Source organism: Sandarakinorhabdus sp. (genome assembly GCF_051860625.1).
Taxonomy (GTDB): domain Bacteria; phylum Pseudomonadota; class Alphaproteobacteria; order Sphingomonadales; family Sphingomonadaceae; genus Sandarakinorhabdus.
The window spans coordinates 412,642-438,608 of record NZ_JBHYDQ010000001.1 but is presented as its reverse complement, the minus strand read 5'-3'; the positions used below and the strand labels follow the sequence as shown (position 1 = coordinate 438,608).

Sequence of the window (25,967 nt, the reverse complement as noted above, 5' to 3'; positions counted from 1 at the left end):
TAGACGCAATGGACAACGATGCACAGCGCAGGGAAGTTGACCAGAATTACGACCGGTTTCAGCGAATACTGGGGTCGATTCTGGCGGAACACGAAGGCCAGATCGCCCTCATGCGGCATGGGGAGATTGTGGGGTTTTTCGATCATGTGCGCGATGCGCTGAACTGCGCCAGAAGCAGGTTCTCTGATGGCATTTTCTCGCTGCAAGACGTGACGCGAGAGCCGATCGATCTCGGCATTTTCTCTCATGCCGGCGGTTAGCGGCCATAACAATGGCCTGCAGATCATTGTTACCGTTTTTGTTGCGCCGCCGCTGGATGAGCAGCGTTTCGAGATGATCGAAGCGCCCGCACTCATCGACACGGGCGCCAGCCGATCCCTGATCACTCGCGATATTGCCAAGCGGCTGGCACTGCCACCCCGCGGAAAGCACCCCTTGGTAAGCGCACGCGCCACAGAACTGGTCGACCGCCATGCCTTTCGCCTTGGCTTTCGTGTGGACGAAACCCCCGGACCGTGGTTTCTCGACTTCGATCTGATCGGATCCGAATTTCGATCCCATGCCAGTTTCGAGGTAATTGTGGGCATGGATGTTCTGGGCGCCGGTACGCTGCAGATATGGCCTGACCGCAGCTTTCGCTTCGCCTTCTAACCCCGCGCGAAGAATCCCACCGTCAATGCCGTGCCGATGACAATCACCGTCACTTTCAAGGTCTTTTCCGGCACGACTGCAAGCAGCCGCGCGCCGGCATAGCCGCCGGCCATGGCGCCGATGCCGATCACCACCGCGTGGGCCCAGGCGACATTGCCGGTCAGCGCGAATAGCGCCGCTGCCGTGGTGTTGGCCAGCGCCAGCAGCACATTCTTGGTGGCCGCCGCGTTGCGCACCGCCACCCGTGCCAGGGTCAGGCTGGCGAGGGTAAGGATGCCGGCGCCGCCACCGAAATATCCGGCATAAAGCGCGATCAGAGACTGGCTGAGCGTCGTCACCCAGGCCGGCGGCGGCGGCTTGTCGGCCGGCGGCTTTGGCCCGAACGTGCCCCAGGCAAACAACAGGGTTGCCACCAGCACCAGCCACGGCACCAGCGCGGTGAACACCCGCACCGGCGTGGCATTCAGCAGCGCCGCCCCCGCCACGCCGCCAATCAACGCAATGATCGCCAGCGCGCGGAACGACAATTGCCCGGCGCCGGCCACCAGCTTGCGCCCGGCGAGCCCGGTGGTGATCTGGCCCGGAAACAGCGCCATAGTCGAGGTGATGTTGGCGAGCTTTGGATCGAGTCCCGCCGCGATCAGCGCCGGCAGGGTGATGAAGCTGCCGCCGCCGGCCAGCGCATTTTGCGCGCCGGCCCACAGGCCGGCCAGCAGCAACAGGCCGATCATGGCAGGTTCGGGCAGGGTTTCGAGCATGCTGCCCCCATCGCCCGTGCGCCGCGCCTTGGCAAGCCATGCGCTTTGGTGGTGTTTTCAGGGCCCGCCTGCCTTGGCGTCATGGGCATTTGCCGCTACCGTGGCCGGACATGCAATTGTTGGGCCAATTGCAAAGGGATTGATTCGCAGATGGTTCAAACCGAAGTGAGAGAGCGCGGCACCCAGGCCGGCCACAGCGGCGAGGTCGTCCGCGGTCTGTCGGTGGATGGTATCGGCAAGCGCTATGACAATCGCGTCGTGCTGCGCGACGTGTCATTGTCGGTGCGGCGCGGCGAGGTGGTCGGCCTGCTCGGCCCCAATGGCGCGGGCAAGACCACCTGTTTCTATTCGATCATGGGCCTGGCCATGCCCGATTCCGGGCGCATCCTGCTGGATGGCCATGACATTACCGGCCTGCCGATGTACCGCCGCGCAGCGCTGGGGCTTGGCTATCTGCCGCAGGAAACGTCGATCTTCCGCGGCATGACCGTCGAACAGAATATCCTGGCCGTGCTGGAAGTGTCGGAGCCCGATGCGAAGGCGCGCGCTGACCGGTTGGAACAGTTGCTGAGCGAATTCAACATCCTGCGGCTGCGCAGTGCGCCGGCGATGGCGCTGTCGGGCGGGGAACGGCGCCGCGCCGAGATTGCCCGCGCGTTGGCCGCCAACCCGTCGATCATGCTGCTCGATGAGCCGTTTGCCGGCATCGATCCCATCTCCATCGCCGATATCCGTGCGCTGGTGGTGCAGTTGCGCGCGCGCGACATCGGCGTGCTGATCACCGATCACAATGTGCGCGAAACGCTGGAAATCGTGAATCGCGCCTGCATCATCTATGATGGCCGCGTGCTGTTCGAAGGCACGCCCGAAGCACTGGTGGCCGACGAAACCGTGCGCCGCGTGTATCTGGGTGAGGATTTCACCCTGTGATGCTGGCAATTTCGGTGACGCGCGCCTGAAATGGGGCTGGGGCCGCGCCTTGAGCTGAGGCAATCGCAGCAACTGGTGATGACGCCGCAGTTGCAACTGGCGATCAAGTTGCTGACCCTCACCAATGTCGAGCTGGAAGGCTGGATCGGCGAGGAAATGGAGCGCAACCCGCTGCTGGCCAGTGGCGATGTGGTAGAGGCCGGGCCAGCGGCGTTGATGCGGGCCCCGATCCATTGCCCGTATCCGAACATCCCAGCGACACGGGCCTCGAAAGCCTGCTCCGCGATGGCGTTGCCGGTGGTGATGCGCCGCTGGAAGCGGATTACAGCACCGAGCGTTTCCACCATGATTGTGCATCCGATCAACCCGCCGACTGGGGCGAGCGCGCCAGCCAGAGCGGCGGCGACGATGAGGGTTTTGATTTCGACCGCATCGCCAGCAGCGACGAAACCCTGGCCGAGGTGCTGGAACGCCAGGCCGTGGCGCAGTTCGGCGGTATCGATCTGGCCATCGCGCGCTTCATCATCGATGGGCTGGATGAATGCGGCTATCTCGGTGAAACCGTGGACGATATTGCCGACCGGCTGGGCACCAGCCCGAACCATGTCGAACAGGTGCTGGCCCGCGTGCAGATGTTCGATCCGGTTGGCGTCGCGGCCCGCACCCTGTCGGAATGCCTGATCGCGCAGGCCCGGGCAGTCGATCGCTGCGACCCGGCCATGCACTGTCTGCTGCGCAATCTCGATCTGGTGGCGCGCGGCGATATGGCCGGGCTGGTGCGCAAATGCGGCGTGGACCGTGAAGACATTGTCGAGATGATCCGCGAGCTGAAGGCCTATGATCCCAAGCCGGGCTTGCGTTACGGCGGGGAGGCGGCGACGGCGGTCGTGCCGGATGTTTTCGTGGTGCGGGGGCCCGATGGCAGTTGGCAGGTGTCGCTCAATCAGGCGACGTTGCCGCGGCTGATCATCGATCGCGAATATCAGTCCGAACTCGCCGCCGGCGCCGATCGCGCCACCACCAGTTTCGTGAATGAATGCGTGGCCAGCGCCAACTGGTTGTTGAAGGCGCTCGATCAGCGCGCCCGCACCATCGTGCGCGTCGCCACCGAGATCGTGCGGCTGCAGCAGGGGTTTTTCGAACAGGGCGTCAGCCAACTGAAGCCGCTGACGTTGCGGCAGGTCGCCGATCTGATCGAGATGCACGAATCGACGGTCAGCCGGGTGACCAGCCACAAATATCTATTGTGTGAACGCGGCCTGTTCGAATTGAAATATTTCTTCACGTCTGGAGTCGGCTCCGGCGATGGCGAGACGGCGTCGGCGCTGGCGGTGAAGGACCGCATCGCGCGGCTGATTGCGGCCGAGGGCGAGGATGTGTTGTCCGACGACAAATTGGTGGACGTGCTGCAAGGCGAAGGCTTTGATATCGCCAGGCGCACGGTTGCCAAATATCGTGAAGCGCTGGGGCTGGGGTCATCGGTGCAGCGCCGGCGTGCGCGCGCGTTGAAGGCGGCCTGAACCCTGATGCCTAAACCCTGATAATCGTCCCCGGATAGGCGGGCAGTGCGGCGTCGGCAGTCATCAGTGCCATGCCTTCGCACAACGCCTGCGCCACCAGAAGCCGGTCGAACGGATCGCGGTGCAGCGCCGGCAGATGTTGCACCGTCAACGCATGTGGTCCGGTAATCGCCAGCTCCTGCCAGCCGTGATCGAGCAGCCCGCGCCGCAATAAACCACCATCGACCTGGAAATCGGAACGCCCTTGCCCGGCCTTTATGGCGATTTCCCACAGGCTGGCGGCGCTGAACCATGGTTGATGGTCAGGATTGTCGATCAGATTGCGCGCGGTCGCGGACAGGCGTTCCGGCGCGCTCGCCGACCAGAGCAGCACATGCGTGTCCAGCAGCAGCTGCACGGTTTACCTGGCGCCTTCGAACATATCGGCGATTTCCGCTGCACCCATGCTGTCGAAGTCTTCCGGCACCTGGAAATGCCCGACCAGAAAGCCGGTGCGCGCCACAGCCTTGATCGGCACCAACCGGGCAGCAGGCTTTCCGGCGCGTGCAATGGTGAAGCTGGCACCCTGTTCGACATCGCCGATCAGCCGCGAAAGATGGGTTTTTGCGTCATGGATATTGATGGTGGACATCGCAGTCTCCGGTTAGTCCACATACTTAGTTCAAATCCCGGCAAGAGACAATGCGCCGCTTCACCCAAGGTTCAACTGTGCTAGGCAAAGGCGTGACCATGCGCGCAATTCTTGCCTTGATCGCCATGCTGCTGCTGGTGCTGCCGCGCCCTGCCGTTGCGCAATCGATCCTGCGCGATGCCGAAACCGAAGCGTTTTTCCGCGACATCAGCAGGGATTTGGTGATTGCCGCCGGGCTGGAGCCGCGCAATGTGCAGTTCGTGCTGGTCGGTGATCCCAGCATCAACGCCTTCGTGACCGGCGGGCAGAATGTGTTCATCCATAGCGGTCTGATCGTCGCGGCCGACAATGTGAACGAGTTGCAGGGCGTGATCGCCCACGAAATCGGCCATATCGCCGCCGGCCATAATGTGCGCTTTGGCGAAGGGGCCGGGCCGGCCAGCAAGATCTCGCTGCTGTCGCTGGTTGGTGCGGCCGCGGCCATGGCCATGGGCGCCGGCGAGGCGGGCATGGCCATCCTGGGCCTGGGGCAGACGGCAGCCATGGGACGATTTCTGGCCTTCACCCGCGATCAGGAAAGCCGCACCGATCAGGCCGGCGCGGTCTTCCTGTCGAAGGCCGGCATTTCCGGGCGTGGTTCGATCGAGTTTTTCCGCAAACTGCAGGGCCTGGAGTTCCGGCTCGCCATCCCGCAGAACAATGAATATGCCCGTACCCACCCGCTGTCGGGCACCCGCGTCAACAATCTGCTGGCGGTGTATGAACGCGATCCGGCATGGAACACGCCGCCGGACAAGGCGCTGCAGGCCCGGTTCGAGCGGATCAAGGGCAAGCTGATCGGCTTTGTCGAGGAACCGCGCATCGTCATGCAGCGCTACCCGGAAGGCACCAACACGCCGGCAGCGCTCTATGCCCGCGCCTATGCCTGGCATCGGTCCGGTTATCCCGATCTGGCGACGGCAGAGGCCGCGCGGCTGGTGGCCAGTGGCCCCAATGATCCCTATTTCCTGGAACTGCAGGGGCAGATCCTGCTGGAATCCGGCAAGGTTGACGAAAGCCTGCCAGTCTTGCGGCAGGCGGTCGCACGCGCGCCTAACGAACCGATGATCCTCACCCTGCTCGGCCATGCCCTGGTGGCCAGCGAAGATTCCGGGTTGCAGGCCGAGGCCGAGCCGCTGTTGCGCAAGGCCGTCACGCTCGATCGCGAGAATCCGTTCACCTGGTATCAGCTCGGCGTGATCTATGATCGGCGCGGTGACAAGCCGCGCGCCGCGCTCGCTGCCGCCGAACGCTTCAGCCTGGAAGGCAACGCCATGGGCGCGATGATGAACGCGCGCATGGCGCGGGCGGGCTTGCCGGCCGGGACGCCGGACTATATCCGGGCTGACGACATTACATTGGTGGCCGGCGACGCGCTGGAACTGCAGCAACGCAAGAAAAAGAGGTAAGCATGGCCAGCGCAATGGGTTTCTGGAACCGCCGGCTCAGCATGGCGGCTGCCGTCGCATTAGCGCTGGCCGGCACCGCGCTGGGGGCCGGCGCCGCCTGGGCTGCCGGGCAGAGTGCACCGGGCGCCAACCGCGCCGAGATCGAGGCCATCGTGCGCGATTATATCCTCAATCACCCCGAAATCATTCCCGAAGCGGTCGCCCGCCTGGAACAGGGCGAAATGCGCAAGGCGCTCGCCGCCAATCGCGCCGCCATCGAAACCCCGTTCGCCGGCGCCATTGCCGGCAATCTCAAAGGCGATGTGAAGCTGGTGGTGTTTTTCGATTATGCCTGCCCCTATTGCCGCCAGGGCCATGCCGATGTGCAGAAGCTGGTGCGCGAAGACCCCAATGTGATGGTGATCTACCGCGACTTCCCGGTGCTCAGCCCGGCCAGCACCGAGGCTGCGCTAACCAGCCTGTCGGCGGCGCAACAGGGCCGTTATGCCCAGTTCCACGACGCGATGTTCGCCAGCCCCGGCCGCGTCAGCCTGGCGCGCACATTGGGCATCGTGAAGGGCGTCGGGCTTGATGAAGCCCGCACCACCGCCGCGCTGACCAATACCGAACTGAAGGCGCAGGTGGATCGCAACCTCGAACTCGGCCGCAATCTCGGGCTGACCGGCACGCCCAGCTACATCATCGGCAACCGGATCCTGTCGGGCGCGGTCGGCTTTGATCGGCTGAAGGAAGCGGTGGTTGCCGCCCGCACCGAAGCCAAAGCCCTTGGGGGCCGTTAAGTTTGAGCCATTATCGCGGCTTCGACGGCGCCGAGCTGGCGCTGACCGAAATCGGTGAAGGCCGGCCGATCATCCTGCTGCACGGGCTGTTTTCATCGGCCGACATGAACTGGCTGCGTTACGGGGCGGCAGCCGAGATCGCCAGTGCCGGCTATCGGGTGATCATGCCGGATTTCCGCGCCCATGGCCGCAGTGCGGCGCCGCATGATGCCGCCGCTTATCCGGCCGATGTACTGGCGCTTGATATCGAAGCGCTGATTGGGCAGCTTGGCCTGACCGATTTCGACCTTGGCGGCTATTCGATGGGGGCGCGCACGGTGGTGCGATTGCTGGCGCGCGGCCAGAAATCAGGTTGCTTGCAGCCGGCGCGGGCCGTCATTGCGGGCATGGGGCTGGACGGGTTGACCGGCGGCACCGCGCGCGCCGCGTTTTTCCAGTCGGTGCTCGCGCAGCCCGACGGCTGGCCCAGCGGCAGCCCGGAGGCCTTTGCCGCGGCGTTCATGCGCCAGAACAAGATCGATCGCACCGCCGTCAGCCTGTTGCTGGACAGCCAGCAATCCACGCCCATCGACATGCTGCGCGGCATCGAAACGCGGACGCTGGTGTTGTGCGGGGTGGATGATCGCGACAATGGATCAGCAGCGGCGCTGGCGCTGGAACTGCCCAACGCGGCGCTGGTTGAAATCCCCGGCAATCACATGAGCGCGGTGACCAAGCCAGATTTCGGCACGGCCATCGCCGCCTGGTTGGGCCATCATTCCGGCTGAATGGCGCGGCCTACCCAGTGCAGCGCCGCGCCATGCCGCGCCAGCCAGCGCCGGGCCTCTCCCGCACGCGGATCGAGCTGGCGGTTGAGCGCGTGGAAGGCCGGGGAATGATTCTGGTGGATGAGGTGGGCGGCTTCGTGCGCCACCAGGGATCGCCGCACCCAGGCCGGCGCCAGGATCAGCCGCCAACTATAGGCGATGCGGGCCCCTTCCGGGCGCAGCGCGCCGGCGCAACTGCCCCAGCGGCTGGTGGTATCCCCGACACTCACCCGGGCGACCTTGCGATCCAATTGGGCGGCAATTTGCCGGGTCGATGTATCCAGATCGGCCAGCGCCCGCGCCTTCAGCCAGCGTTCGATGCGGCCGGCCAGCAGCGGCAACGGCCCGCCGATGCGCAAGCAAGCGTCAACCAGAACGGGCGTACGCTTGTGGGTTTCCTGCCAGTCGATCAACACGGGTTCGCCATCGATGGGAATGATGAATCCGGGGGCAAACGGGATTGGTCGCGGCCAGCGCGCCACTTGGGCTTCCAGCCAGGCCCGGTGGCTGTTGAGCAGGGCCGCGCCGATATCTTCGCTGCCGCGCGCCGGCAGGCTGATTTCGATGTGGCCGGCGACGGCGCTGGCGCGCAGCCGAACGGCGCGCTGGCTGGCGCGGCGGGTGAGCACGACGGGCACGATGCGGCCGCCAATCTCAAGCTCGGTTGGCATCATCGAAGCCTGTCTGGGGCGGGGCCAGCGCAGCATGGCAGGGCCTACAGCGGCTTCTCGATGATATGGTCTTCCAGATCGCCGATATGATCCTCGCTGATCACCCGTCCGGCCACCGATTGCCCGGCGCGGTGGATCGACTGGCGATCACCGGTGAGCAGATGATGCCATGGCGCCAGCCCCTGACCGCGGTGTACACGCAGGTAGGAACAGCTTTCCGGCAGCCAATCCAGCTCGTCCAGCCGATGCGGGGTCAACCGCACGCATTCCGGCACCAGGGCCTTGCGATTGCGATAATCGCGACATTGCGCGGTTTTCGGGTTGAGCAGCCGGCAGCAGACATTGGTGGGGAACACCTCGCCGGTGTCTTCATCTTCAAGTTTGTGCACGCAGCATTTGCCGCAACCATCGCACAGGCTTTCCCACTGCTCGCGGCTCATGCGGGCAAACGGCGTGGTTTCCCAGAACGGCTTTTCGGGCGGCTTATCGGACATGGCTGGCCAGCATATCGGTAACCTGCGCGGCCGTAAGCCCCTGGTGCGGCAGGAACGCAATCGGCCGGCCATCGGGGCCGAACAAATAGATCATGGCGCTGTGATCCATCAGATAACTTTCGGGATCGCTGGTGTCCATGCGCTTGGCATAGACGCCATAGGCCCGGGTGACGGCGGTGATTTGCGCCGGCGTGCCGGTAAGGCCGACGAGGCGCGGATGAAATGCTGCCACAAAGGGCTTCAGCACGGCCGGCGTGTCGCGGACCGGATCGATGGTGATGAAGATCGGTGCGACCTTGGCGGCGCGCGCGGCATCCTCCGCGGCAAAAGCGGTCAGCCCGCGCCCCATCACGGCCAGATCGGTCGGGCAGACATCGGGGCAAAAGCCATAGCCGAAGTAGATCAAGCGCCAGCGGCCGGCGAAATCCGCCTCGCGCACCGTGGCGCCATCCTGGTTGATCAGGGTGAACGCCCCGCCGATGCTGGCGCCGGCCAGATTGCCCTGCGGTGCCTGCGGCGCGGCAAAGCGCAGCCAGCCAGCCAGGCCGGCGATCACGATGGCCAGACCCAGCACCAGCCACAGCCGGAGGCGCTTGCCTCTGTTCATCGCCGGTTCGAGAGGTTATGCCCAATCATCCGGGGAAGGCATAAGCAGCAGGGGGCATGGGCACAAGGGGATGACCTGGTGATGATGAGACATAGGGTGGCTGCACTGATGGCGCTGGCGTTGGCTGGCCCGGCGGCCGCGCAATTTTCCGACAGCTATAATTTCCTCAAGGCCGTGCGTGATCGGGATGTCAACGCCGCGATCGAGATGGCTGACAAGCCTGGCACGACGGTCGTCAACACGCGGGATAATGATTCAGGTGAAGCGGCTGTGCATATCGTGACACGCCGCGGCGATCTCGGCTGGCTGGGGCTGTTGTATCAGAAAGGCGCCAATCTCAACGTGAAGGACAGGGACGGCAATACGCCGCTGATCCTGGCCGCCATCACCCGCTGGACGGATGGTGCAGCGACGCTGATCCGCCTGCGTGCCGATGTCAACGCGCAGAATCGGCTTGGCGAGACCGCGCTGTTGAAGGCCGTGCAGTCGCGCGATCTTGGCCTGGCCAAGGCGCTGATCGATGCCGGTGCCAACCCTGATATTGCCGACAACAGCGGGATTTCACCGCGTGCCGCGGCGGACAATGACTCCCGCGCCGCCAGCATCGCCAAATTGTTCAAGGATATTCCCGCCAAGCCCAGCGGCCGCGTGCAGGGGCCGTCGCTGTAGCGGACGCTGTAGCGGTTTGGCGACAATGTCGCATACAATCTGCCACATGGGCGAAGCAGGATCAGGAGCTTAAGGCGGTGGCGATGGAACGTCCATCCATTGCAGCAGCCGCATTTGATCGGCCCGGGGTGCGTGTGCGCACGCTGGCGGCCATCCGCTGGATTGCGATTTTGGGCCAGTTCACCACCTTGTTGGTGGTCGGGCTGGGTTTTGGCTACCCGCTGCCATGGGGTTCGCTGCTGGCGGCGGTTGGCGCATCGGTCATCCTGAACGTCGGCCTTTCAACACTTTACGAGCGCAACGATCGCATGACCGGGCGGGAGCTGGCGCTGCATCTGGCGTTTGATCTGATCCAGGCCGGCGTGCTGCTGTTCCTTACCGGCGGGTTGGCCAATCCGTTCGCGCTGCTGCTGATCGTGCCGGTGACCATCGCAGCGACGCTGCTGACCGCCAAGGACATGGCACCGCTGGTTGCGCTGGCGTTCGGCGTGCTGGCCATCGTCTGGTTCTGGGCGCAGCCCTTGCCGTGGCTGGGGCCGCCACCGGAGTTTCCGCTGATCTATCGGTTCGGGGATGTGATTGCCTACGCGCTCGCGATCGGATTCCTCACCGTCTATCTGTGGATGGTCTCGGCCGAATCCCGGGATCGGGCCCGTGCGCTGGTTGCCACCGAAGCCGCGCTGACCCGCGAAGCCCGCATGAACGCGCTGGGCAGCCTGGCGGCTGCCGCGGCGCACGAACTGGGCGGGCCGCTGGGCTCGATTTCGTTGATCGCACACAGCCTGGAAGAACAATTGGGTGACGACCCGGATTTCGGCGACGATATCCGCCTGCTTTCGGCCGAAGCCGCGCGCAGCCGCCGCATCATGAAGGGCATCGCCACCCGCGCCGAAGCCGAAGACCCGTTCGCGACCCTGACACTGGATCTGCTGCTGCACGAAGTTGCGCAGAGCGTGGTGCCCAGCCGTGTGCCAGTGCATGTGGTGGCAACGCAGCCGCAGCCGCTGGTGCAGCGATCGCCGGAGCTGCTGCATGCCTTCAACAATCTAGTGTCCAACGCCGCGCGCCATGCCGCCACCGAAGTGCGCATGGAAGCCATTGTGACGGCTTCGGAAATTCGCGTCGCCGTGACAGACGACGGTTTCGGTTTCCCGACCGAGTTGCTGCCGCGGCTGGGCGAGCCGATCCTGGGGCCGACGCGGTCCAAATCCAATTCCACCGGCCTTGGCGTGTTCATTGCCACCACGCTCATCGAACGGACAGGCGGCCGGCTGTCCTTCTCCAACCGGCCCGAAGGCGGCGCGCGCGTGGACGTGCGCTGGCCACGGGATGTGTTTGAGGTTAGTGAACCACAAGTGGCAGAACAGGAGCCCAACTGATGGCGAGTGCGCCCGAAACTGAATCCCGTCCGCTGCTGCTGGTCGATGATGATGCCCCCTTCCGGCAGCGCCTTGGCGTGCTGCTGGCGCGCAAGGGCTTTGCTGTCACCGCAGTCGGCAGCCTGTCCGAAGCCCGCATCGAAGCGGCCAAGCTGAAGCCCGGCCACGCTGTTGTCGACATGCGGCTGGAAGATGGCAACGGTCTCGATCTTGTTACCGAACTGCGCGCGATGAGCCCCGACGTGCGCATCGTGATGCTCACCGGCTATGGCAATCTCGCCACGGCCGTGGCGGCAGTGAAGGCCGGCGCCATCGATTATCTCGCCAAGCCGGCCGACCCGGAAGACATCGTCCGCGCGCTGTCGGCCGATGGCAGCGCCCGCCCGGAAGCCCCGCCGGAGCCGATGTCGGCCGATCGTGTGCGCTGGGAGCATATCCAGCGCGTGTATGAACTGTGCGAGCGCAACGTGTCCGAAACCGCGCGCCGGCTGAAAATGCACCGCCGCACGCTCCAGCGCATCCTGGCAAAGCGGTCACCAAAATAAGCGAGCCCCCTTGCAATCCCGTGCCAAGTCGGTTGGATACGGGGATGTTCAATCGTCGCACCACACGCCGCACTGCTTTGGGCCTGCTGGCCGCTGTTCCCCTTGCGCCGGCGCTGGCGGCAACCGACACCGCATCGGCGCGTTTCGCCACGCTGATTGCCCGGGCGGCGGCCGATGATGCGGCCCTGTCACCAACCGGCGCGCCCGGCCAGCGGCGACCTGCGGGTGAGCCGGTGTTCATCGATCCGCTGTCTGACGCCTGGGGTGCGGCGACGCTGGCCAACAAACGACGGGCAGCGGCGGAACTGGCCGGCATCGACCGCGCCGCGCTGTCGCCGGCCGAGCGCATAGCCTATGACGTGTTCGGGCGCAGTCTGCAGCAGACCATCGGGTTTCACGATACCGGGCTGTTCACCATCCAGCGCCGGCTGGCCCTGAACCCCAGTTTCGGCCTGCATATCGAAATGCCGGATTTCGTTGCCGGCAGCGGTGCCTTGTTTGAAACGGCGGCGGATTACGCGGCTGGCCTGGAGCGGCTGCGGCTGTTTGCCGGGCATATGGACATGGCACTGGTGCGGCTGCGCGAGGGCCTGGCCACTGGCCACATCCAGCCGCGGGTGCTGGTCGAGAATGTGATCCGCCAGGTCGAGGCGCTGCTGGCACAGCCGGCGGACGAGACGGCCTTCATGATGGCCGTGAAACGCCTGCCGCCGGCGCTGATGCCCGAACAGGAGCGCTTGACCAACGCCTATCGCACCATGGTGACAGGCACCGTGCTGCCGGCCTATGCGCGCTGGCTGACGTTCCTGCGGGACAGCTATCTGCCGCGCACGCCCACGGCGCCGGGTCGCTCGGCGATCGCGGATGGCCTGCGGCTCTACACGTTCGAGCTGGAGCGGCACACCACATTGCCGATGGCGGCGGCGGATATTCATGCGCTCGGCCTCAGCGAGGTTGCCCGCATCCGCGCCGCGTTTGAAACGGTGCGTACCGATCTGGGCTTTGCCGGCGATCTGAAGGCGCTGTTCGAGCATGTCCGCACCGACCCGCGCTATTATTGCAAGACGGAAGCCGAGTTGATCGGACGGTTTGCGGAGATTGAATCGCGCATCTGGCCGGCCATGCCGCGATTGTTCCACAACCGGCCGAAGGCGCCGTTCAAGGTGGCGCCGCTGCCATCATTGGGCGGCCAGCGCGGCACCGGCTATTATCGCGCCGGGCCGCCCGATGGCGTGTCGCCGGGCATTCTCTATTTCAACATGGCGATGCTCGATACGCGGCCGATCCCGACGCTGGAGACGCTGACGCTGCACGAAGGCATCCCCGGCCATCATTTCCAATCGACCTTGGTCAACGAGGACAAGGCGTTGCCGGCGTTCCTGAAACGCGGCGGCAGCACGGCCTATACCGAGGGCTGGGGGCTGTATGCGGAATCGCTGGGCCGTGAGCTCGGGATGTTCAGCGATCCGTGGCAATGGTTCGGCCATCTCGACATGGAAATGCTGCGCGCCGTGCGGCTGGTCGTCGATACCGGCCTCCATGCTCTCGGTTGGGGCCGCGATCGTGCCATCGCCTATATGCTGGATAATACGTCGATGGCGCCGCGCGACGTTGCGGTGGAGATCGACCGCTATATCGCCCAGCCGGGCCAGGCCTGTGCCTACAAGATCGGCGAGCTGACCTTTGCCCGCCTGCGCCGCGAAGCGACCGCAGCGCTGGGACCGAAGTTCGACGTGCGCGATTTCCATGATGTCTGCCTGAACACCGGCGCGTTGCCGCTGGCCGTGCTGGAGGCCAAGGTGAAGGACTGGATCGCCGCAGGCGGCGGGCGTCAGTCGTAGCCCAGCAATGCGCTTTCCGGATCGACGAGACCCAGCCAGCGATTGGCGGCCCGCCGGGCCAGCGCCACCGTGATCGCCTTGCGCCGGGCCGCGCTCAGGGACCGGGACGGCGCTGCCCGCACTTGTTCGGCGTCATAGCGATCAGCCACGATCAGCCCGGTGATCTCCGGCAGAAACGCCGGCGTGTGCAGATCGGCCAGCGGCAGGCCGGCTGGTACGGCCCAATAGAAACGGTCACAATGATCGAGATATTCGGGCCATTTGCGATCGCCGCGCAGATCCGCCAGGCTGACCTTGATCTCCACGATGGTCAATTGCCCGGCGGGATCGATGCCCAGGATATCGGCACGGCGACCATTGCCGAGCGGCACTTCGGCGAGGGGACTGATCCCGGCGCGCAGCAGCCATCGGCAGGTGCCGCGCAGCACATCGGTTGCAACAAGATCATGCGCCATGGGCGAGATGTGGCAGAACGTAGCAGGAACGGCAAGCTGCCGTGCCGATCAGCGATAGAAGACGTGATTGCCGATCCTGGCGACGCGCTTCAGCCGCCAGCCTGGCGAAAGCCGCGCCGCGTGGAAGCTGTGGGCGCCTTCGGCCACCTCATGCCATAAACCGGCCACTGCAACACGGGCGACGGCCATGGCGGTGGTGAAGGTGGCGCTGCTGCGCTTCACCTGCGCCGCATCAAAGCTGAACTGGCGCGGCGCGTTGATGACGCTGCAGATATTCTTGCCCCAGCGGCCCGACCGCGCGCGATTGACGACCGCTTGCGCCACAGCGAGTTGGCCTTCCAGCGTTTCGCCACGGCTTTCGAACCACACGGCCGTGGCCAGGCAATCGAGTTCAGCCGGCTCAGCAGCCGCAATCTGCTTGTCGACTGCGGCCATCTGCACCAGCGCCGGCAGGCCCGGCGCGGCAGCGGGCTGTTCGACGGCCGCGATGACAACGCGGTCGTCTTCGGCCGGCAGCACAGGCAGGTCAGTTTCGGCCAGCGCCGGCCCGGCAAGCACCAGGAACAGCAGCATTGCGATGCGCGCTGTCAGCAGTTCAGGGGCGTTTGCAACCATTGAAATCGTTGGAGCGTAGGATACTCAGCGCTTCAATGGCCGGACAGCATTTCGGCGACGAACTGCCCTGCCTGCGGGATATCCAGTTCGATGACCCATAAATCGGGATCACGCCCGCGCGCCCGATCGATCCAGCCCGCCACGGCATCGCCGCGCGCCAGTTCGGCAAATTCATAAACCCCGCTGGCGCCAAACACGGCCGCCAGCAGACATTCCTCGCCCGCCTCGCGCGTCACCACGGCAATGGCGCCGGCGATATCGTCGCCGTGCGCCAGCACCGTGGCAAAGCCGCCGGCTGCACCGACCCGGCGGCGCAGCGCATCGATCCTGAAGCGGCTGGCCAGCCGCGGCAGCGACTCCTCCCGCGGCGCCACCCGATCAGCCGGCCGCCACGGCCCGGCGTGGCGGCGACGGGATGGGAACAGCGCGCGGCTCCACCCAGCCGATCGTGCCATCTTCCCGGCGATAGACCATGTTGTGGGCGCCGGTGGCACTGTTGACGAACAGCAGCGCCGTCGTGTTGCGCAGATCGAGCATCATCACCGCGTCGCCGACACTTGTCGTCGGGATATCGACCCGGGTTTCGGCGATGATCAGCGGCGCATCGCCTTCCGGTTCGGCATCCTCGACCGGTGCTGCGAAGATCTTGTATTCGGCATTGTCCAGCGGCGGCAGTTCGGCCAGCGGCGGCACACTGCGCGCAGCAGCCGGTGAGTGGCGATCTTTCAGCCGGCGCATGTAGCGGCGCAATTGCTTGTCGATGCGTTCGGCGGCGGCATCGAAGGCCGGATGCGCTTCGGGGGCGCGGGCCGAGCCCTTCAGGATCAGATCGGCCATGACATGCATGACGATATCGCAGGAAAAATGCGCATGTGGTGCCGGCCCCAGCGTGACATGGGCCGACAATGCCCGCGGAAAATATTTTTCCGCCATCGCGATCAGTCGTTCGCGCACATGTTCGGCAAAGGCCGCCCCGGTTTCAACCTGGTGACCCGAAATGCGAATATCCATCACTCATCCTCCTCGCGCTGGTGATCCGCCCAGATTTGGCGTCACGACAGCCAGAGCGGGTCTTTCAGGCCGGTCAGGAACTCGGCGTGGCGGGCCAGCTCGTCAGGGCTGGCAGCATGGGCACGCGCGGCTAGACTCACCCGCTCATAGACAGTGTCGTCGGCACGTGTCTCGCTGGCAAGATCGAATCCGATCTGCCGACCACCGGTCAGCTCGACATAGACCCGCGCCAGCAGTTCCGCGTCGATCAGGGCGCCGTGCTTGGTGCGGCCAGACAGATCAATGCCATAGCGATTGCACAATGCATCCAGCGTGTGCTTGGCCCCGGGGTTGGCCTTGCGGCTGATTTCCAGTGTGTCGATGGCGCGCGTCAACGGAATGATCGGCATCCCGGCGCGTTTCAGTTCCCAGTTCAGAAACTCCATGTCGAAGGCGGCATTGTGCGCAACCATGGGTGCATCGCCGAGAAACGCCAGGAAATCATCGATCACCTGTTCGAACACCGGCTGCCCGGTCAAAAACTCGCTTGACAGGCCGTGGATGCGCTCAGCATCCTTGGGCATCGCGCGCTGCGGATCGAGATAGGTGTGAAAACTGCGCCCGGTCAGCGTGCGGTTGACCATCTCCAAGGCGCCGATCTCGACAATGCGATGGCCATCACCGGGCATGATGCCAGTGGTTTCGGTATCCCAGACAATCTCGCGCATGAGGCCCTATGTATCGACTGGCGGCCTGAGAGCAAGCGTTTGCGGGGCAAGCGCTACAGCGACGCAACCAGCCGTTTCACCGCCAGCCAGCTGTGGCGGCGGCCGCGGCCGGTTTCGATCACCACATCGGCGCGGCCCCGCTTTTCGCGGTCGGGCATCTGGCCTTTCAGGATGCCCGCGAATTTCTCCGGCGTCATGCCGGGCCGGGCGAGCACGCGGGCGCGCTGGACCCGGAACGGGGCGGACACCACGACAGTCAGATGGCAGCGCCGCCACCCGTCCTTTTCGAACAACAAGGGCACATCCAGAACGACAGCGGGTTTCAGCCGGTGCGCACCCAGAAAAGCGCTTTGCGCCTCGGCGACCAGTGGATGGAGGATCTGTTCCAGTACGCGCAATTTCCGATGATCGCCGAACACCGCCGCGCCGAGCTTTTCGCGATGCAGGCCGCCGGCGTGGGTGGTGCCGGGAAAAGCCGCTTCGATCGCAGCCAGCGCTCGTCCGCCGGGGCCTTGCACGCGGCGGACCTCGGCATCGGCATCGAACACCGGGACACCCAGCTTGCGAAACATGCCAGCGATCGTTGATTTGCCCATGCCGATGGAGCCGGTGAGGCCGATGATGATCGTGCGGCTCATCGGGTCAACAATGCCCGCAGTTCAGTGTCGTGGCAGCGCGGGGCTGCAGCCCCGAAGAAGCTTTCAAACGCCACGGCGGCCTGGCCGATCAGCATCTGCAGGCCATCGATCGTGGCCAGCCCGCGTGCTCGTGCCGCCTGCAGCAGGGGCGTATCGAGGGGGACATAAACTGCATCGAACACCACCGCCGAAGCGGGCAACCCCGATATATCGATATCAAGGTCTGGCTGCCCGGCCATCCCCAGGCTGGTGGCATTGAACAGCAGCGCCGTGTCGGCCGACGCCGGCAAGGCGCGACCCCAGGCCATGGCCGCGCCTGGCTGCCCGGCCTGCGCCAGCATGGCCGTCGCCTTCGCGGTATCGCGTGCGACAATGCTGACCCTGTTGGCCCGGAGACGTTGCGCTGCGATCAATGCGGCCCGGGCGGCGCCGCCACTGCCCAATATGATGACGTCGCGGCTAGCCACCGGATGATCGGCGAGCGGCGCGCAAATGCCATCGATGTCGCTGTTGGCGCCGCCGAGCCGGCCATCGGGGAGCAGCCTGACGATATTGACGGCGCCCACCGCCGCTGCGGACGCATCAAGACCATCGAGAAAATCCATCACCGCAACCTTGTGCGGCACCGTCACGTTCACACCGCGCAGACCCATCGCCGGCAGCGCCCGGATGAAGTCCGCCAGATGATCTGGTGCGACCGGAAAGCGGCTGTAATCGCCATCGATGCCCAATTTTCCCAGCCAGAAGCGGTGGATGAGCGGCGATTTCGAATGCGCAACCGGCCAACCGATCACACCTGCCACGGCTGGCTGGATCATGACGGCAGCAATCCGCGCGTGCGCAGATAATCCAGCACCGCCAGCAGCGGCAGCCCGCGGATGCTGAATTGATCGCCGCTCACACGGCTGAACAGTTGCGCGCCCAAGGCTTCGATGCGGTAGCAGCCGACACAGCCGAGCACGGCGTTGCCTTCCCGGTCAAGATAATCGGCGATGAACGTGTCGGACAGGTGCCGCATCGTCAGCGTTGCCGCGCCTGTGCTGCGCCAGACCGGCTGTCCGGCTTCGCAGATGACCGCTGCTGAGATCAACTGGTGGGTGGTGCCGGCCAGTTGGCGCAACTGCGCTTCGGCCCGGTCCCGCGTTTCGGGCTTGTTCAGCAATTCGCCGTCGGCCGTCACCGCGACAGAATCAGCCCCCAACACCAATGCGCCTGGGTGCTGCCGGCTGATCTTCAACGCTTTCACCTCGGCAAGTGCGTCGGCAATCCGGGGCGGCGGCGCTGCTTCTGCCAACAGCGCCTGGGTAATCGCCTCCTCATCGACATGGGCCGGCAGTGCTTCGTGCGGCACCCCGGCCGCGGTCAGCATCGCGCGCCGGGCCACTGATTGGCTGGCCAACACCAGCATCATGGCTCGCCCGCCGCGCTGGCCAGTTCGGTGCGCGCCTGGTGCAGATTGATGATGGCTGCGGCGGTTTCCTCGATGCTGCGCCGGGTGACATCGATCACCGGCACATCATGATCGGCAAACAGCCGCCGCCCGAAGGCCACTTCGGCTTCGATCCGCTCCGGGCTGACATAATCCGTGTCCGGCGCCTGCCCAAGGCTGAGCAGGCGATTGCGGCGGATCGACTGCAGCCGATCGGGCGCCGTCGTCAGCCCGACCAGCAGCGGGCCGGCTATTTTCCAGACATGCGCCGGCGGCGGCGATTGCGGCACCAGCGGGATGTTGGCGGTCTTGTAGCCACGATTGGCAAGATAGATCGACGTCGGTGTCTTCGAGGTGCGGGACACACCGAGCAGGATGATGTCGGCCTCCGCCAGTTCCTCGGGACTGGTCATCGCACCATCATCATGCACCATCGTGTAGTTGATCGCATCGACGCGGCGGAAATAGGCCTGGTCCATCACATGCTGCCGGCCTGGCCGGCGTGTTGCGGCCTGGCCCAGCAGTTCCGACAGCGCGGCGATGGTGGGATCGAGCGGCGAGACCATCGGCAGGCCCAGCGTCGCGCAGCGGCTTTCCAACCGGTCCCGCACGGCGCCATCGACCAATGTGTAGATGACGAGGCCGGGCTTTTTCGCCACCTCCACGATGACACGGTCGAGATGGCCTTCGCTGCGCACCATTGGCCAGAAATGCTTCACCGCCTGCGCGTCTTCGAAGCGGGCCAGGCTGGCCTTGGCCACCGATTCGAGTGTCTCACCGGTGGAATCGCTGATCAGATGCAGGTGCAACAGCTCCGGGTTGGGATTGCCTGGGCTCATGGCATGCCTCCTGGTGGGCCCCAGCAGAAATATTTCAGTCTGATGACTCTGTGGAAAACCATGGGTGTTCACCGTTAATGCCAGTGTGGAGTTTGGGGCAAGCCGCATTTCCACCAGTTTCTGCCCTGCCCGCGCGCCACTTCATCCGCAGGCGAACATATTCACAGGGGGGGCTGTGGATAACGGGGATGAAATTGTCGAATCCTGTGATTCCCGCGAGTCGTGGGCGCGTTGGTTGTGGATGATCCGGCGCATCGGATTTTATCCCCATGTTGCGACCTGTCATCTACCTGTCACATTCTTTTCAGATTCATTGCATGAAGGGTTGTTGCGCCGAGACGGGCTGAGGCCTTGACCGGTTTCGCTGGGCCGTCGAAAGAAAGCTCATGGCTGAACCTCTTTCCAAAGACCCTCCGCTGCTTGCCGTGCTGAAGGGTGAACGACGTGATCCGCCGCCGGTGTGGCTGATGCGCCAGGCCGGGCGTTACCTGCCCGAATATCGTGCCCTGCGTGCCGAGAAGGGCGGGTTCCTTGAGCTGGTCTATGACAGTGATGCCGCGGCCGAAATCACCATCCAGCCGCTCAAGCGCTTTGGCATGGATGGGGCGATCCTGTTTTCGGACATATTGATCGTGCCGCATGCAATGGGCCAGGGGCTGACCTTTGGCCCCGGCGAGGGCCCACAGCTGACGCCGCCGCTGCATGATGGCGATTATTCAGCACTGGAACCCAATCCGCTGTATCTCGCCAAGATTTATGAGACCGTCGCCAAGGTGCGCAAGGCGATCGACCCCAGCGTGACGATGCTGGGCTTTGCCGGCAGCCCGTGGACGGTCGCGACCTATATGGTCGCCGGCCATGGCAGCAAGGATCAGGCGGAAACCCGCCGGCTGGCCTATGCCGACCCGGCGCGGTTCCAGGCGCTGATTGATCGCATCGTTGCTGTGACCGTCGATTATCTGTCCGGCCAGATCGAGGCGGGCGCGCAGGCCGTGCAATTGTTCGACAGTTGGGCCGGCACCTTGTCGCCAGCACAGTTTGAACGCTGGGTGATTGCGCCCAACGCCGATATCGTCGGCCGGTTGATGGTCCGTCACCCCGATGTGCCGGTGATCGGCTTTCCCAAGGGTGCCGGCGCCAAGCTGGCGGCCTATGCGGCGGAAACCGGCGTCGATGCGGTTGGTCTGGATGAGACCGTGGATCCCACCTGGGCGCATGCGATGCTGCCGCCGGACATGCCGGTGCAGGGCAATCTTGATCCGCTGGCGCTGATTACCGGGGGCCATGCGCTGGAAGAGGCCGTGATGCGCATCCGCCACGCCTTGAAGGACCGGCCCCACATCTTCAACCTGGGGCATGGCATCTTGCAGGATACGCCGATTGCCCATGTCGAGCATCTGTTCAGCCTGCTCAAGAAGCCGCTGTAATCCATGATGGCATGGGGTGTTGGTTGGCTGGGGGACGCCTATCTGTGGGTGAAGGCGCTGCATGTGGCGTTTGTCATCTTCTGGATGGCCGGGCTGTTCATGGTGCCGCGTTTCCTGGTTTACTGGCACCCGGTCGCTGTTGGCGCACCTGAATCGCTGTTGTGGGATGAACGTTGCCGCCGGCTGCGCAGGATCATCCTGTCGCCGGCAATGGTGGTGAGCTGGATCGCTGGTCTTTCGCTGGGGTTTCACCTGGGCTGGCCGTTGTGGCTGCTGGTGAAATTCCTGTTTGTTATCGGCTTGACCTGGTTTCACCACTGGACGGTGACGATGAGCCAGCGCTTTGCGGCTGGTGAACGTCCAGTGAGCGAGAAGAGCCTGCGCCTGGCCAATGAAATCCCGTCGCTGGTGACGCTGGCCGTGGCGGTGCTGGTGATCGTTCAGCCGTTCTGAGCCCGATGGCTGGGCTACCAGTGGAAGCGGTGCTGCCCGATGTGCTGGTAGCGCTGGACCAGAACGCACCTGTCGCTTTGATCGCCCCGCCGGGCGCCGGCAAGACGACGGCGGTGCCGCCGGCCTTGTTGAGCGCGCCGTGGGCACACGGCCAGCGCATCATCCTGTTGCAGCCGCGGCGGCTGGCGGCGCGCGCTGCTGCCGAACGCATGGCCGACACACTGGGCGAGGCAGTTGGGCAGACCATCGGCTATCGCACCCGGCTCGATTCCCGCATATCGGCAGCCACCCGCATCGAGGTGGTGACCGAAGGCATTTTCACGCGGATGCTGGTGGCCGATCCGGAATTGCCGGGTGTTGCTGCCGTGCTGTTCGATGAAGTGCATGAACGCAGTCTCGACAGTGATTTCGCGCTGGCGTTGATGCTGGAGGCACGCGAGGCGCTGCGCCCGGATCTGCGGCTGCTGCTGATGTCGGCGACGCTTGATGGCAGTGGCTTTGCCGGCATCATCCCCGAATTGTGGGTGATTGAATCGCTGGGCCGGATGTTTCCGGTTGATGTGCGCCATATCGGCCGGCGCAGCGAGGAGCGGCTTGAAGATGCGATGGCCGGTGCCATCCGCGGCGCGCTCGCCAATGAGAGTGGCTCGATCCTGGCGTTCTTGCCCGGCGTTGCCGAAATCGAGCGCACCGCCGAACGGCTGGAACCGCGCCTGCCGGCCGATGTCGATCTATTTCGATTGCATGGCGCCCGCGAAGGCGCTGACCAACGCGTGGCCATCGCGCCGGCGCCGCCTGGCCGGCGCAAGCTGGTACTGGCGACCAGCATCGCCGAGACCAGCATCACCATCGATGGTGTGCGGGTGGTCGTTGATTCCGGGCTGTCGCGGCGGCCACAACTTGATCGCAGTGTAGGCCTGTCGCGGTTGGTGACGGTGCGATCCTCGCAGGCGGCCGTCACCCAACGCGCCGGACGGGCGGGTCGGACGGCGCCGGGCGTTGCTATCCGTTTGTGGGATGCAGCCGAAACCGCGGGGCGGGCGGCCTTTGATCCACCGGAAATCCTCGATGCCGATCTGGCTGGCCTGGTGCTGGAATGCGCGCGCTGGGGTGTCGCCGAGCCGGCCAGCCTGAAATGGCGCGACCCACCGCCGGCGGCTGCCGTGGCAGATGCGAGGCGGCGGTTGCAGATGCTTGGCGCGCTGGATGAGGATGGCCGGGTGACGGCGCACGGCGAAGCCATGGCCGCGCTGCCGCTGGCACCGGAACTGGCGCATATGCTCATCCGCGCGGCGCGTGACGGCAATGGCCTGTTGGCAGCGCGCATGGCCGTGTTGCTCGGCGAGCGCGGGCTTGGCGGGCGCAGCGATGATATCGAGCAGCGCCTGGTCGGCTGGGCCCGCGAGCGGGGCCAACGCGCCGATGCAGCGCGCCGGCTGGCGCAGCGGTGGGCGCAGGCGGTGGGCGCGCGCGAAACGCAGATCGAGATCGAAGCCGCGGGTGCGGTGCTGGCGTTGGGTTATCCGGACCGCGTCGCGCGGCGGCGGGGCGGCGCTTTTCTGATGGCCAATGGTCGTGCCGTGGCCGTGCCCGGTGAATCGCCACTGGCCCGTTGTGAATGGATTGTCGTTGCCGATGCCAGCGGCAGTGCGGCCGGCGCACGGCTGTTGCTTGGTGCGCCTTTGAATGGCGATGTGGAGGCCTTGCTGCGCGATCGCATCGAAACGCGTGCCATCTTCGCCTTTGATCCGGCCACCACTGGCGTCGCCGCCGAAACGCAGCGCCGGCTGGGTGCGATCACCCTGGCGCGGCAGCCACTTGAGCGTCCTGACCCGGCGCGCGTTCGTGCTGCGTTGCTGGCGGTTGTTGCTGAGCAGGGCCTGGCACTGCTGCCGAGGAGCGATGGTGCCATGGCCGTGCGCGCCCGGCTGGGTTTTGCGACCGCGCATGGTCTTGCTGTGCCAGCCAGTGATGACGCTGCGCTGCTTGCCTGCCTTGCCGACTGGCTTGCCCCGTTGCTGGGCCGGCGCCTGTCGGATATCGGCGATGCTGCCCTGGCTGACGCCCTGCTCCAGCGTCTGGACTGGTCGCAGCGCCAGCGTCTTGATCAATTCGCGCCAGTTCGGCTGGAAACGCCGGCCGGCAGCAGCCACGCCATCGATTATGGCGCGGATGGCGGCCCGGCGGTCGATGTGCGTTGTCAGGCGCTGTTCGGCCTGGCCCGGCATCCGATGGTGGCCGATGGTCGCGTGCCGCTCACCCTGCGGCTGACGTCCCCCGCCGGCCGACCGATCCAGGTGACCAAGGATCTGCCTGGTTTCTGGGCCGGCAGTTGGGCCGATGTCCGCAAGGAATTGAAGGGCCGTTACCCCAAGCATCCCTGGCCGGAAAACCCCCTCGACGCCCCACCGACTCTGCGCGCCAAGCGGCCGGGGCAATCGGGATGATGCAGGCGGAAACGTGCACCCGGCAGGATTCGAACCTGCGGCCTGCGGTTTAGGAAACCGTCGCTCTATCCTGCTGAGCTACGGGTGCGCGGCCTCTTCAAGGCCACGACCGCAGCGCGTTTTCAAGCGGAAATCTGCATCGCGCGGCGGCGGCGCATGGCAGCGCCGGCCAGGCCAAAGCCTGTCAGCAACATCGCCCAGCTCGCCGGTTCCGGCACCGCAGTGCCCGGCAGATCGGTCAATGCCGTGCCGCTGTCGAAGGAGACGGCGTTGACAAACATCTGCCCGGTCCCTGACTGGCTAGACCCCGTTCGGTCACCCATCAGCAGGATCTTTGCCGCTGTGTCGGCAGCGGCCGTGCCGGCATAGCGCACGCCATCGATCCGGTAGATGACCTCGCTTCCGAGCAAGAGAAATTCGTAGGTTCTATATATCGTCGTATCCAGGGCGATGAATGTGCTGCTGCCGTCAAAATCGATGGTCACGCCGGGCGTGCCGGAAAAGGCATAGCAGTTCGTCGTTGCCGCATTGCAGTTGGTGGCGTTGAATTTCATCTGCGCCCGCCGCGTGCCATCGTTCAGAAAAGCATACCAATCATCCGCACCATCCGAGAAACGGGTGCTGAGGCTGAGATAATTGCCAGACCCATTATCGGCGATCGTCCAGGATGGCGTGCCGATTGCATTGAACCAGCCGAACCAGACGCCGCGACTGTTGGCGGTGGTGAGGATGGATTCGCCTGTACCCTGGGTGATTGTGGCGGCCCCGCCAGTGGTGATCTGGCTCCAGTCCGGGTTAGTGAAAAACGGCAGGCTGCTTGCGACCACGGCTGCGGCGGCGGGTGTCGTGCTGCTGATGGCGATCGCTGCAAAAACCACGGACATTCGGCGCATGTGCAAACCCCTGACAAAATTCCTGCGAATCCATGTCAGATCACTTGGCCGATGGATTGTATAAATCGGACAATCAGGCGTCGGATCGTGCCCTTGGCCGGAATGGCAATGGCAGCAACTGCACGCCATCATCGCGCAGGGCCTTCACCTCGTCGGCGGAGGCCTCGCCATGCACGCTGCGGGTTTCGCCGCTTTCGTGAATGGCGCGGGCTTCGGCCGCGAAACGGTCGCCGACATAATCGCTCTGCGATTCAAACGCGCGCTGCATCATCAGCAGACGGGCCATCGGATCATCATTGGCCAGACTTTGCACAGGTGCCCTCTGGGCCGATGCCTGGTTGGATTTCGCGGCCACTGCGGGTGCCATCACCGCCTTGCCGACATTGGGCGATCCGCACAGCGGGCACAGCAGCAGGCCACGCGCCTGTTGATCATCGAAATCGGCACTGCTGCCGAACCAGGCTTCGAACCGATGCGCGGCGTCGCACGCCAGATCATATACCATCATGGCGCTGTTACCCGAAAATCGCGCCCATGTTGCAATGCTGGCACTTTGCCGCGCGCGGTCGCGACCTCATCCAGATCGATGTCACAAATAGCGACGCCTGGCGTCTCGCCCATATCGAGCCGTACCTCACCCCAGGGTGAGACCACCAGGCTGTGGCCATAGGTGGCGCGTCCATCGGCGTGTTCACCGGTTTGGGCCGCGGCAATCACCCAGCAGCCGGTTTCGATGGCGCGGGCGCGCAGCAGCACATGCCAATGCGCCATGCCCGTCGGCCGGGTGAACGCGGCTGGGACCGCGATCATCGCAGCCCCGGCGCTGGCCAGCGCGCGGTGCAAGGCCGGGAAGCGCACATCATAACAGATGGTCAGGCCCAGCGGCCCCCACGGCGTGGCGCCGACCACAGCCTCTTCGCCCGCTTCATAGGCCGCAGACTCGCGCCAGCTTTCGCTGCCCAGCGCGACGTCAAACAAATGGATCTTGGCATAGCGCGCAGTGATGGCCCCGGTGGGATCGATCAGGAAGCCGCGGTTGACGAATTTGTCGGACGCCGTGCTGCGCAGCGCGAGACTGCCCAAATTCACCCACACGCCATGCCGTGCCGCCGCGGCGCACACCGCTGCCAATACGGGGTCATCAGCTTCGCTGCGCACATTGCCGGCGGCGCGCGCCCGGTCGCGATCGACCAAGCCACTCATTTCGGGCGTGAAGACGATTTCGGCGCCCTGGGTGGCAGCCTCGGCGATGCGCGCCGAAAGCTGGACGGCTTCGGTCGTTGGATCGATGCCGGTTGTGGTCTGGATCAGGCCTGCGCGCAGC

Annotated in this window: 31 protein-coding genes, 1 tRNA gene and 1 pseudogene; 14 read left to right on the top strand and 19 right to left on the bottom strand. The window is 65.0% G+C overall.

The features are described 5' to 3' along the window. Positions 1-8: 8 nt before the first annotated feature. Both ACTIEZ_RS02105 and ACTIEZ_RS02100 read left to right on the top strand, forming a co-directional pair. Positions 9-260: a hypothetical protein gene (locus tag ACTIEZ_RS02105; protein WP_439544987.1), complete on the top strand. Its 252-nt coding sequence runs from the start codon at positions 9-11 to the stop codon at positions 258-260. Then, a complete protein-coding gene (locus tag ACTIEZ_RS02100; RefSeq protein ID WP_439544986.1) occupies positions 247-651 on the top strand; it encodes an aspartyl protease family protein in 405 nt (134 codons plus the stop codon). Before ACTIEZ_RS02105 ends, ACTIEZ_RS02100 begins: the two co-directional genes overlap by 14 nt. Here ACTIEZ_RS02100 and ACTIEZ_RS02095 read toward each other — a convergent pair. Beyond that, positions 648-1,409 (bottom strand): TSUP family transporter, encoded by a 762-nt coding sequence (locus ACTIEZ_RS02095; protein ID WP_439544985.1) that lies wholly within the window; start codon positions 1,407-1,409, stop codon positions 648-650. The genes ACTIEZ_RS02100 and ACTIEZ_RS02095 overlap by 4 nt on opposite strands. A 150-nt stretch (positions 1,410-1,559) precedes the next feature. Between ACTIEZ_RS02095 and lptB the strand changes: the two genes are divergently transcribed. Together lptB and rpoN are read left to right on the top strand one after the other, a co-directional pair. Further along, the gene (lptB, locus tag ACTIEZ_RS02090; protein WP_439544984.1) at positions 1,560-2,339 is read left to right on the top strand and encodes an LPS export ABC transporter ATP-binding protein; all 780 of its coding nucleotides are present in this window, start codon (positions 1,560-1,562) and stop codon (positions 2,337-2,339) included. Positions 2,340-2,369: 30 nt separating this feature from the next. Then, a pseudogene (gene rpoN, locus ACTIEZ_RS02085) lies at positions 2,370-3,859 on the top strand (RNA polymerase factor sigma-54). 10 nt (positions 3,860-3,869) lie between these two features. On the opposite strand, the gene ACTIEZ_RS02080 reads toward rpoN, so the two are convergent. Further along, positions 3,870-4,256, bottom strand: coding sequence for a type II toxin-antitoxin system VapC family toxin (locus ACTIEZ_RS02080; RefSeq protein WP_439544983.1), 387 nt, complete (start codon positions 4,254-4,256; stop codon positions 3,870-3,872). Positions 4,257-4,259: 3 nt separating this feature from the next. Further along, positions 4,260-4,490 (bottom strand): type II toxin-antitoxin system Phd/YefM family antitoxin, encoded by a 231-nt coding sequence (locus ACTIEZ_RS02075; RefSeq protein WP_439544982.1) that lies wholly within the window; start codon positions 4,488-4,490, stop codon positions 4,260-4,262. 98 nt (positions 4,491-4,588) lie between these two features. On the opposite strand from ACTIEZ_RS02075, the gene ACTIEZ_RS02070 reads away from it, so the two are divergent. From ACTIEZ_RS02070 to ACTIEZ_RS02060, 3 genes are read left to right on the top strand one after another with little or no spacing between them, the layout of a single operon-like run. Beyond that, entirely contained in the window at positions 4,589-5,938 is a 1,350-nt protein-coding gene (locus tag ACTIEZ_RS02070) for a M48 family metalloprotease (RefSeq protein WP_439544981.1), read from the top strand. A 2-nt stretch (positions 5,939-5,940) separates the two neighbouring features. Continuing rightward, complete coding sequence (locus ACTIEZ_RS02065) at positions 5,941-6,717, top strand: DsbA family protein (RefSeq protein WP_439544980.1); 777 nt, start codon at positions 5,941-5,943, stop codon at positions 6,715-6,717. Between the two features lie 2 nt (positions 6,718-6,719). Next, on the top strand, positions 6,720-7,484 hold the full coding sequence (locus ACTIEZ_RS02060) for an alpha/beta fold hydrolase (RefSeq protein WP_439544979.1): 765 nt from the start codon (positions 6,720-6,722) through the stop codon (positions 7,482-7,484). Here ACTIEZ_RS02060 and ACTIEZ_RS02055 read toward each other — a convergent pair. The 3 genes from ACTIEZ_RS02055 to ACTIEZ_RS02045 are packed head-to-tail and all read right to left on the bottom strand — an operon-like array spanning position 7,472 to position 9,295. Continuing rightward, positions 7,472-8,197, bottom strand: coding sequence for a M48 family metallopeptidase (locus ACTIEZ_RS02055; protein ID WP_439544978.1), 726 nt, complete (start codon positions 8,195-8,197; stop codon positions 7,472-7,474). The two genes, ACTIEZ_RS02060 and ACTIEZ_RS02055, sit on opposite strands and share 13 nt — an antisense overlap. 41 nt (positions 8,198-8,238) lie before the next feature. Next, positions 8,239-8,688: a YcgN family cysteine cluster protein gene (locus tag ACTIEZ_RS02050; protein WP_439544977.1), complete on the bottom strand. Its 450-nt coding sequence runs from the start codon at positions 8,686-8,688 to the stop codon at positions 8,239-8,241. Then, entirely contained in the window at positions 8,678-9,295 is a 618-nt protein-coding gene (locus tag ACTIEZ_RS02045) for an SCO family protein (protein WP_439544976.1), read from the bottom strand. Before ACTIEZ_RS02045 ends, ACTIEZ_RS02050 begins: the two co-directional genes overlap by 11 nt. Before the next feature lie 96 nt (positions 9,296-9,391). Between ACTIEZ_RS02045 and ACTIEZ_RS02040 the strand changes: the two genes are divergently transcribed. The 4 genes from ACTIEZ_RS02040 (at position 9,392) to ACTIEZ_RS02025 (ending at position 13,729) form a co-directional block, all read left to right on the top strand. Next, positions 9,392-9,964 (top strand): ankyrin repeat domain-containing protein, encoded by a 573-nt coding sequence (locus ACTIEZ_RS02040; protein WP_439544975.1) that lies wholly within the window; start codon positions 9,392-9,394, stop codon positions 9,962-9,964. Positions 9,965-10,047: 83 nt separating this feature from the next. Next, entirely contained in the window at positions 10,048-11,343 is a 1,296-nt protein-coding gene (locus ACTIEZ_RS02035) for an ActS/PrrB/RegB family redox-sensitive histidine kinase (protein WP_439544974.1), read from the top strand. Then, positions 11,343-11,888 (top strand): ActR/PrrA/RegA family redox response regulator transcription factor, encoded by a 546-nt coding sequence (locus ACTIEZ_RS02030; RefSeq protein WP_439544973.1) that lies wholly within the window; start codon positions 11,343-11,345, stop codon positions 11,886-11,888. Before ACTIEZ_RS02035 ends, ACTIEZ_RS02030 begins: the two co-directional genes overlap by 1 nt. Before the next feature lie 44 nt (positions 11,889-11,932). Then, positions 11,933-13,729 carry a DUF885 domain-containing protein gene (locus tag ACTIEZ_RS02025; RefSeq protein WP_439544972.1) on the top strand — a complete coding sequence of 599 codons (1,797 nt, stop codon included), beginning with the start codon at positions 11,933-11,935 and terminating at the stop codon, positions 13,727-13,729. On the opposite strand, the gene ACTIEZ_RS02020 is transcribed toward ACTIEZ_RS02025, so the two are convergent. The 9 genes from ACTIEZ_RS02020 to ACTIEZ_RS01980 are packed head-to-tail and all read right to left on the bottom strand — an operon-like array spanning position 13,720 to position 19,423. Next, positions 13,720-14,184, bottom strand: coding sequence for an MmcB family DNA repair protein (locus tag ACTIEZ_RS02020; RefSeq protein WP_439544971.1), 465 nt, complete (start codon positions 14,182-14,184; stop codon positions 13,720-13,722). The genes ACTIEZ_RS02025 and ACTIEZ_RS02020 overlap by 10 nt on opposite strands. A 48-nt stretch (positions 14,185-14,232) precedes the next feature. Further along, positions 14,233-14,799: a cell wall hydrolase gene (locus ACTIEZ_RS02015; protein ID WP_439544970.1), complete on the bottom strand. Its 567-nt coding sequence runs from the start codon at positions 14,797-14,799 to the stop codon at positions 14,233-14,235. A 32-nt stretch (positions 14,800-14,831) separates the two neighbouring features. Then, positions 14,832-15,173, bottom strand: a complete 342-nt coding sequence (locus ACTIEZ_RS02010; protein WP_439544969.1) for a DUF1491 family protein — start codon at positions 15,171-15,173, stop codon at positions 14,832-14,834. Positions 15,174-15,177: 4 nt separating this feature from the next. Continuing rightward, a complete protein-coding gene (gene hpf, locus ACTIEZ_RS02005; RefSeq protein WP_439544968.1) occupies positions 15,178-15,810 on the bottom strand; it encodes a ribosome hibernation-promoting factor, HPF/YfiA family in 633 nt (210 codons plus the stop codon). A gap of 41 nt (positions 15,811-15,851) precedes the next feature. Continuing rightward, positions 15,852-16,517, bottom strand: a complete 666-nt coding sequence (gene dnaQ, locus ACTIEZ_RS02000) for a DNA polymerase III subunit epsilon (protein ID WP_439544967.1) — start codon at positions 16,515-16,517, stop codon at positions 15,852-15,854. Between the two features lie 53 nt (positions 16,518-16,570). Further along, positions 16,571-17,155, bottom strand: coding sequence for a dephospho-CoA kinase (coaE, locus tag ACTIEZ_RS01995; RefSeq protein WP_439544966.1), 585 nt, complete (start codon positions 17,153-17,155; stop codon positions 16,571-16,573). After that, positions 17,152-17,973 carry a shikimate dehydrogenase gene (gene aroE / locus ACTIEZ_RS01990; RefSeq protein WP_439544965.1) on the bottom strand — a complete coding sequence of 274 codons (822 nt, stop codon included), beginning with the start codon at positions 17,971-17,973 and terminating at the stop codon, positions 17,152-17,154. Before aroE ends, coaE begins: the two co-directional genes overlap by 4 nt. Beyond that, positions 17,970-18,566: a Maf family protein gene (locus ACTIEZ_RS01985; RefSeq protein WP_439544964.1), complete on the bottom strand. Its 597-nt coding sequence runs from the start codon at positions 18,564-18,566 to the stop codon at positions 17,970-17,972. The genes aroE and ACTIEZ_RS01985 overlap by 4 nt, the downstream gene beginning before the upstream one ends. Continuing rightward, the gene (locus ACTIEZ_RS01980; protein ID WP_439544963.1) at positions 18,563-19,423 is read right to left on the bottom strand and encodes a pyruvate, water dikinase regulatory protein; all 861 of its coding nucleotides are present in this window, start codon (positions 19,421-19,423) and stop codon (positions 18,563-18,565) included. Before ACTIEZ_RS01980 ends, ACTIEZ_RS01985 begins: the two co-directional genes overlap by 4 nt. A 386-nt stretch (positions 19,424-19,809) precedes the next feature. On the opposite strand from ACTIEZ_RS01980, the gene hemE reads away from it, so the two are divergent. Genes hemE through hrpB form a run of 3 tightly spaced genes read left to right on the top strand, consistent with a single transcriptional unit; the run spans position 19,810 to position 23,750 of the window. Then, positions 19,810-20,850 (top strand): uroporphyrinogen decarboxylase, encoded by a 1,041-nt coding sequence (gene hemE / locus ACTIEZ_RS01975; protein ID WP_439544962.1) that lies wholly within the window; start codon positions 19,810-19,812, stop codon positions 20,848-20,850. Between the two features lie 3 nt (positions 20,851-20,853). Continuing rightward, a complete protein-coding gene (locus ACTIEZ_RS01970) occupies positions 20,854-21,303 on the top strand; it encodes a CopD family protein (RefSeq protein WP_439544961.1) in 450 nt (149 codons plus the stop codon). 5 nt (positions 21,304-21,308) lie between these two features. Next, on the top strand, positions 21,309-23,750 hold the full coding sequence (gene hrpB / locus ACTIEZ_RS01965; protein WP_439544960.1) for an ATP-dependent helicase HrpB: 2,442 nt from the start codon (positions 21,309-21,311) through the stop codon (positions 23,748-23,750). A gap of 14 nt (positions 23,751-23,764) precedes the next feature. Here hrpB and ACTIEZ_RS01960 read toward each other — a convergent pair. The 4 genes from ACTIEZ_RS01960 to ACTIEZ_RS01945 all read right to left on the bottom strand — a co-directional run bounded on the left by ACTIEZ_RS01960 (position 23,765) and on the right by ACTIEZ_RS01945 (position 25,966). Further along, a tRNA-Arg gene (locus ACTIEZ_RS01960) sits at positions 23,765-23,838 on the bottom strand. 34 nt (positions 23,839-23,872) lie between these two features. Further along, positions 23,873-24,634 (bottom strand): PEPxxWA-CTERM sorting domain-containing protein, encoded by a 762-nt coding sequence (locus ACTIEZ_RS01955; RefSeq protein ID WP_439544959.1) that lies wholly within the window; start codon positions 24,632-24,634, stop codon positions 23,873-23,875. A gap of 82 nt (positions 24,635-24,716) precedes the next feature. Continuing rightward, positions 24,717-25,151, bottom strand: coding sequence for a DUF1178 family protein (locus tag ACTIEZ_RS01950; RefSeq protein ID WP_439544958.1), 435 nt, complete (start codon positions 25,149-25,151; stop codon positions 24,717-24,719). After that, a complete protein-coding gene (locus ACTIEZ_RS01945) occupies positions 25,148-25,966 on the bottom strand; it encodes a carbon-nitrogen hydrolase family protein (RefSeq protein WP_439545081.1) in 819 nt (272 codons plus the stop codon). Before ACTIEZ_RS01945 ends, ACTIEZ_RS01950 begins: the two co-directional genes overlap by 4 nt. Between the last annotated feature and the right edge of the window lies 1 nt (position 25,967).

Excerpts from the sequence above, each read along its gene's own strand:
- ACTIEZ_RS02105 (WP_439544987.1), top strand. The coding sequence starts at position 9 with ATGGACAACGATGCACAGCGCAGGGAAGTTGACCAGAATTACGACCGG.
- ACTIEZ_RS02100 (WP_439544986.1), top strand. The coding sequence starts at position 247 with ATGCCGGCGGTTAGCGGCCATAACAATGGCCTGCAGATCATTGTTACC.
- ACTIEZ_RS02095 (WP_439544985.1), bottom strand. The coding sequence starts at position 1,409 with ATGCTCGAAACCCTGCCCGAACCTGCCATGATCGGCCTGTTGCTGCTG.
- lptB (WP_439544984.1), top strand. The coding sequence starts at position 1,560 with ATGGTTCAAACCGAAGTGAGAGAGCGCGGCACCCAGGCCGGCCACAGC.
- ACTIEZ_RS02075 (WP_439544982.1), bottom strand. The coding sequence starts at position 4,490 with ATGTCCACCATCAATATCCATGACGCAAAAACCCATCTTTCGCGGCTG.
- ACTIEZ_RS02070 (WP_439544981.1), top strand. The coding sequence starts at position 4,589 with ATGCGCGCAATTCTTGCCTTGATCGCCATGCTGCTGCTGGTGCTGCCG.
- ACTIEZ_RS02065 (WP_439544980.1), top strand. The coding sequence starts at position 5,941 with ATGGCCAGCGCAATGGGTTTCTGGAACCGCCGGCTCAGCATGGCGGCT.
- ACTIEZ_RS02055 (WP_439544978.1), bottom strand. The coding sequence starts at position 8,197 with ATGATGCCAACCGAGCTTGAGATTGGCGGCCGCATCGTGCCCGTCGTG.
- ACTIEZ_RS02050 (WP_439544977.1), bottom strand. The coding sequence starts at position 8,688 with ATGTCCGATAAGCCGCCCGAAAAGCCGTTCTGGGAAACCACGCCGTTT.
- ACTIEZ_RS02045 (WP_439544976.1), bottom strand. The coding sequence starts at position 9,295 with ATGAACAGAGGCAAGCGCCTCCGGCTGTGGCTGGTGCTGGGTCTGGCC.
- ACTIEZ_RS02035 (WP_439544974.1), top strand. The coding sequence starts at position 10,048 with ATGGAACGTCCATCCATTGCAGCAGCCGCATTTGATCGGCCCGGGGTG.
- ACTIEZ_RS02030 (WP_439544973.1), top strand. The coding sequence starts at position 11,343 with ATGGCGAGTGCGCCCGAAACTGAATCCCGTCCGCTGCTGCTGGTCGAT.
- ACTIEZ_RS02025 (WP_439544972.1), top strand. The coding sequence starts at position 11,933 with ATGTTCAATCGTCGCACCACACGCCGCACTGCTTTGGGCCTGCTGGCC.
- ACTIEZ_RS02020 (WP_439544971.1), bottom strand. The coding sequence starts at position 14,184 with ATGGCGCATGATCTTGTTGCAACCGATGTGCTGCGCGGCACCTGCCGA.
- ACTIEZ_RS02015 (WP_439544970.1), bottom strand. The coding sequence starts at position 14,799 with ATGGTTGCAAACGCCCCTGAACTGCTGACAGCGCGCATCGCAATGCTG.
- hpf (WP_439544968.1), bottom strand. The coding sequence starts at position 15,810 with ATGGATATTCGCATTTCGGGTCACCAGGTTGAAACCGGGGCGGCCTTT.
- dnaQ (WP_439544967.1), bottom strand. The coding sequence starts at position 16,517 with ATGCGCGAGATTGTCTGGGATACCGAAACCACTGGCATCATGCCCGGT.
- coaE (WP_439544966.1), bottom strand. The coding sequence starts at position 17,155 with ATGAGCCGCACGATCATCATCGGCCTCACCGGCTCCATCGGCATGGGC.
- aroE (WP_439544965.1), bottom strand. The coding sequence starts at position 17,973 with ATGATCCAGCCAGCCGTGGCAGGTGTGATCGGTTGGCCGGTTGCGCAT.
- ACTIEZ_RS01985 (WP_439544964.1), bottom strand. The coding sequence starts at position 18,566 with ATGATGCTGGTGTTGGCCAGCCAATCAGTGGCCCGGCGCGCGATGCTG.
- ACTIEZ_RS01980 (WP_439544963.1), bottom strand. The coding sequence starts at position 19,423 with ATGAGCCCAGGCAATCCCAACCCGGAGCTGTTGCACCTGCATCTGATC.
- hemE (WP_439544962.1), top strand. The coding sequence starts at position 19,810 with ATGGCTGAACCTCTTTCCAAAGACCCTCCGCTGCTTGCCGTGCTGAAG.
- ACTIEZ_RS01970 (WP_439544961.1), top strand. The coding sequence starts at position 20,854 with ATGATGGCATGGGGTGTTGGTTGGCTGGGGGACGCCTATCTGTGGGTG.
- hrpB (WP_439544960.1), top strand. The coding sequence starts at position 21,309 with ATGGCTGGGCTACCAGTGGAAGCGGTGCTGCCCGATGTGCTGGTAGCG.
- ACTIEZ_RS01955 (WP_439544959.1), bottom strand. The coding sequence starts at position 24,634 with ATGTCCGTGGTTTTTGCAGCGATCGCCATCAGCAGCACGACACCCGCC.
- ACTIEZ_RS01950 (WP_439544958.1), bottom strand. The coding sequence starts at position 25,151 with ATGATGGTATATGATCTGGCGTGCGACGCCGCGCATCGGTTCGAAGCC.